The organism is Thermoflexus sp. (assembly GCF_042408365.1).
Classification (GTDB): domain Bacteria; phylum Chloroflexota; class Anaerolineae; order Thermoflexales; family Thermoflexaceae; genus Thermoflexus.
Genome location: NZ_JBHOQJ010000028.1, coordinates 1 through 4,153, shown reverse-complemented (window position 1 = coordinate 4,153; position 4,153 = coordinate 1). Strand labels below are relative to the sequence as shown.

The window sequence follows — 4,153 nt, the reverse complement described above, 5'->3', positions numbered from 1 at the left end:
GCCGCCTTCGGCGGCCCGCACCCCACGAAGAAAGAATTACCATTCCCGAATGGGATGATCACCTATCCCCCAAAGGTCCCTCCGAACCCCATAACCTCATGGACAAAGCACTATTATAGTCCGGTAAGGCACCGTGCGTTGTGCACCGCAACAGCCAACTACGGCTTCATCCCCATGGGTTTGGGGGATATGTAGTTGAGCAAGTGGATGCCCCCTCCCCCCTTCCCCGCAGCCCATTCGACTGGGGGGAGGGAGGAATCCCGCGGGGGTTTGGGGTCACCTTCGGCGGCCCCAAACCCCCGAAGACCCCCAAGGACCATAAAACCTCAAAAAATATATATGGACAACGCACTACGTAGCGGCAACAGGGAGGCGGGAAGAGAAGAGGTCTACCTCAGAGGCCCGGGGATAAAAAATGGCCGGAATCACCGGTTAGGGGGCCATCGGCCTCGGGGGTGGGGTGCGGGTCACGCCGCGGATCACTGACGCTCTCCCTCCTTCCGCAGGAAGCTCAGCCGGAGGCTTCCGGTCTCCACCCATAGCCCCAGAGCGCCCAGGAGCGAGAGATAGAAATAGATCAAGGCGTGGGAAACCACGGAAATGCTGAAGGCGGTCGCCTGGGGGATCCCAAAACCGCCCATCACCCAAACCGTAATCCCCTGGACCACGCCGATATAGCCGGGGGTGGAAGGGACCAGCATCCCAAAGGTCAGCGCGGTCATCGTCCACAGAGCGGGCAGCCAGTCCGGATGGGTCAGGAAAATCTCCATCACCGCATAAAGTTGGGACCCTGCAGCCACCCATGCCGCAAGGGACCATCCTAAAGCCCCCACCAGGGCCCGAGGGGTTCGCAGGACCTCGAGACCGCTCAGGGCCGCCCGCGCCTCCCGACGCAGGGGCTCCCGAAGGAGCCTCGGCAGCGGTTGGGTGAACCATTCCGTCAGTCTCCAGGCCCAGTTCGGGCGAAAGGCCCCCACTAGAAGCACCAGGAGCCCCCCCACAGTCAGACCCAGTCCCGCCCAACTCAGGATCTCCATCCCGAGGGTCTCCGGCCGGATGGCCAAGGCGAACCCCGCCAGCATCAGCACCGCCACCAGATCCAGGACGTGCTCCACTACGATAGACATCGCCACCAGACCGGGAGGGGTCTGAGGGTAACGAGCCAGCAGGAGGACCCGGGCGAGCTCCCCCACTCGGAAGGGCAGGAGATGGGTGACCAGATAGCCCACGTTGAGGACGTTCCACAGTCGATAGAACGATACCCCCTGAGGTTCGTTCAGCAGGATCCGCCAGCGCGCCGCGCGGGCGGCCACGCTGAGGGTCAGCGCGAGAAGGGCGGGGAGCAGCCACCCGTAATTCCCGGTTCGCAGAGCCGCCCATAGGGCCGGGAGGTCCAGGCCTCGAACCGCTCCATACAGAGCCAGGATGCTGATCAGAAGCCCTAGAAGCCATTGCCAGATTCGCAAGAATCACCTCCATAGAGACTCCAACAGGTTATCGGGACCGCCCCCAGCGCTTTGCTTTTCCGAACTCCCGCCGCGCGATCCAGAGATCCATGGGTCAGGGAGGGGATGCAGAGCCCCGGGGGCATAGATGTAGAAGGCCCCACGCCGCTCTCCCCTCCACGGCCCGCACAGCCCCTTTCAAAAGGCCTTTCAGGCCTCGGGCCAGATGCCCCCTCCCACAGGCATCCTATGGGATTCGGAGGGCAGGGTCCGCTCGCCTCTAGCACCCCCCTAGTCTAACTCTTCCATGATAACCCAGGTGGCCGCCCTCTCCCGGAACGTCCCTTTCGTGTTTCTGATCGCTGCCATTCGAGCCTATACCCCAAGCGCCCTCGGGGGCTATACGTGATCTTTCTCCCCACCCGAGGCGGCCTCCAACCACGCACCTTCGAATCCTGGGAGAGCTCCGGCCTCACGTCCTCCCCCTCAGCAAGCCAATTCGCATAAGATTTAGTCTTGCCTAAATTTTGCGCGTGATCATACAATGAGCGTGAGGATAGATCATCCACCCCTTATCCTTGTCAGAAAGGAGCGTGCGATGGTCGGCAAATGGATCTACTACCAGATGGAGGAGGGAGCGGTCGCCCCCGTCCCCGAGGCGCCCGTGGAGGAAGCGGCCCCGACTCCGACGCCAGCTCCCGCCAAGCCGGCTAAGAAGGCGGCAACCAAGAAGCCCGCCAAGAAGGCGGCAGCCAAGAAGCCCGCCAAGAAGACAGCGGCCAAGAAGCCGGCTAAGAAGGCGGCGGCCAAGAAGCCCGCCAAGAAGGCGACGACCAAGAAGGCCGCTCGGAAGTAGTCAAAGCCCCCCGGCGTCAGACCAAACCCCTAGAAGCCGGCGGCGCCCCCGCGAGGGGGCGCCTCCGGATTTTTCCCCGGGTCGCGAGCGCTTTGATGGGGGTCACTCCATTCGGTAATGGTTCGTGGGGTGTGGCCCCCCGTCGGCCGTCCGCACCCCGCGAAGAAACCGATTTCCCCCTTCCCCGTGTGGCTTTGCCGCACGGGGAAGGGGGTGGGGAAATTCTCCTCATTGCGTAACCTCTTTGAATTTTCGATATTTGGAGCCCGCCACTATTGAAAGAAGCGGCCGCCCACTTTGATCATAAGATGACAAATTTTTTGTTGCAAACGCGTGTTGCGAACTCGATGTGGACCAGCCGGGAGGTTTCGCCTACAGCCCTCGTGCGGAGCAAACCCCTCCCCACGGCCCTTTGGGCCGCGGGGAGGGGGAAAGTTGAATGATTTTGGGTGGGTGGGGCCGCCTTCGGCGGCCCCATCCCAAAATCCCCCCACATGGAGGAAACGGTTGGCGGACTGGTCCGGCAGGTCCTTTTCACCATCGTAGCGTTTATCTTACACCGACCGTTTCCCCTCGGCGTTTAGAATTCACAGCAAAGGTTTGCAATAACCCAGCAACGAAAATTTATTATCTTCTACCTTGTAAACGAAGACGAAAGCCAGCGTGTTCGGGCATCGATAAGCCCTGATCCAGCATAGGAGTTACGCACTTGGTTTCCTCATAGGGGCGGAGCCGGGCGGCCAAAGGCGCCCAGCTCCCCTCCAAAAACCGTTTTCCTCCCCCTCCCCACGGTCCTTGGGGCTGCGGGGAGAGGGGAAATAGGGCCCCTCTGCCTCTTCCTGCAGGCTCCGAACGGCATAGATTATGGAGAGGCAGTAGGAGTCTCCGTTGGAATAGGAATCCCGGTGGGTGTCGGCGTCCCCCGCGGCGGCACGTAGAGAGGTTGCCCGGCGGTTAGCACCGGGCTCGTCAAGCAATTGGCATGCATCAACAGATAAAGGGGAACCTGGAAACGCGCTGCCAGCCGATAGAGGGTCTCCCCTGGTTGCACCGTGTAAAGCTCCCAATCCGATGGGGGACCGCACGGGGTCGGGTTCGGGGTGGAGGTAGGGAGGCGCACCGGCAGATACACCCGCTGGCCAATAAACAACGCCGGTCCGCGCAAGCAGTTGGCCTCCAGAAATCGCGGAAGGGAGATCCCGGCCAGGGTCGCCAGCCGGAAGGCCGTGTCCCCCGGCTGCACCCGGTAGGGGGCCCAATCCGCCGGCGGCCGGCAGGGGGTCCGGGTGGGGCTGGGCAAGGGCGTTGGGGCTGGCACCGATGGGGTCGGAGAAGGAGAAACGGTCGGCGGCTGAGTGGGGGAAGGCGATCGGGGTAGCGTGGTAGGCGCGGGGAGGAACGGAGTCGCCACAACCCGCTCTTGGGTCACCGACGCCTGGGGGCTCCTGCTGCGTCTTGGTTCGAGAGGGCGCGGTCGGATCTCCGCCGTGGCCGTCCAGAGGGCCCCGATCAGAATCCATCCCAGCAGCAACAGGGCCAGGATCTGTCCCAAGACACTCTTCCACGCGCTCATCCTTCCCCGATTCTCCTTGAACTCCGCTCAAAAGTCCACTCCCGGGATACGGGGGCGGTTCCTTCCAAGGGCGTGAATGCTCCGATCGCCTTGCGAATGCGGATCACCCGACCTCTATCAGGCATCCACCAAGGGTACCGTTTCGTGACGCATCGTCATCGATTTCACCCCGAAGGGTTCCATCGATGACCGGTCCCTTCCTGCTTCATCGACCCATAGCTCGTCGACCGGACCTGGAGGCCCGTTCCGCCGCCAGAGGGATCTCCACAGGCCAACGGG

Annotated in this window: 3 protein-coding genes; 1 reads left to right on the top strand and 2 read right to left on the bottom strand. The window is 62.6% G+C overall.

The features are described from left to right. Positions 1–479: 479 nt before the first annotated feature. Positions 480–1,466, bottom strand: a complete 987-nt coding sequence (locus ACFMO5_RS01325) for a lysylphosphatidylglycerol synthase transmembrane domain-containing protein (RefSeq protein ID WP_376790971.1) — start codon at positions 1,464–1,466, stop codon at positions 480–482. Between the two features lie 577 nt (positions 1,467–2,043). On the opposite strand from ACFMO5_RS01325, the gene ACFMO5_RS01320 reads away from it, so the two are divergent. After that, positions 2,044–2,301, top strand: a complete 258-nt coding sequence (locus tag ACFMO5_RS01320) for a hypothetical protein (protein WP_376790970.1) — start codon at positions 2,044–2,046, stop codon at positions 2,299–2,301. A gap of 862 nt (positions 2,302–3,163) precedes the next feature. On the opposite strand, the gene ACFMO5_RS01315 is transcribed toward ACFMO5_RS01320, so the two are convergent. Continuing rightward, positions 3,164–3,874 (bottom strand): LysM peptidoglycan-binding domain-containing protein, encoded by a 711-nt coding sequence (locus ACFMO5_RS01315; RefSeq protein ID WP_376790969.1) that lies wholly within the window; start codon positions 3,872–3,874, stop codon positions 3,164–3,166. Positions 3,875–4,153: the final 279 nt, after the last annotated feature.

Coding starts and splice junctions, on each gene's coding strand:
- ACFMO5_RS01320 (WP_376790970.1), top strand. CDS start 2,044: ATGGTCGGCAAATGGATCTACTACCAGATGGAGGAGGGAGCGGTCGCC.
- ACFMO5_RS01315 (WP_376790969.1), bottom strand. CDS start 3,874: ATGAGCGCGTGGAAGAGTGTCTTGGGACAGATCCTGGCCCTGTTGCTG.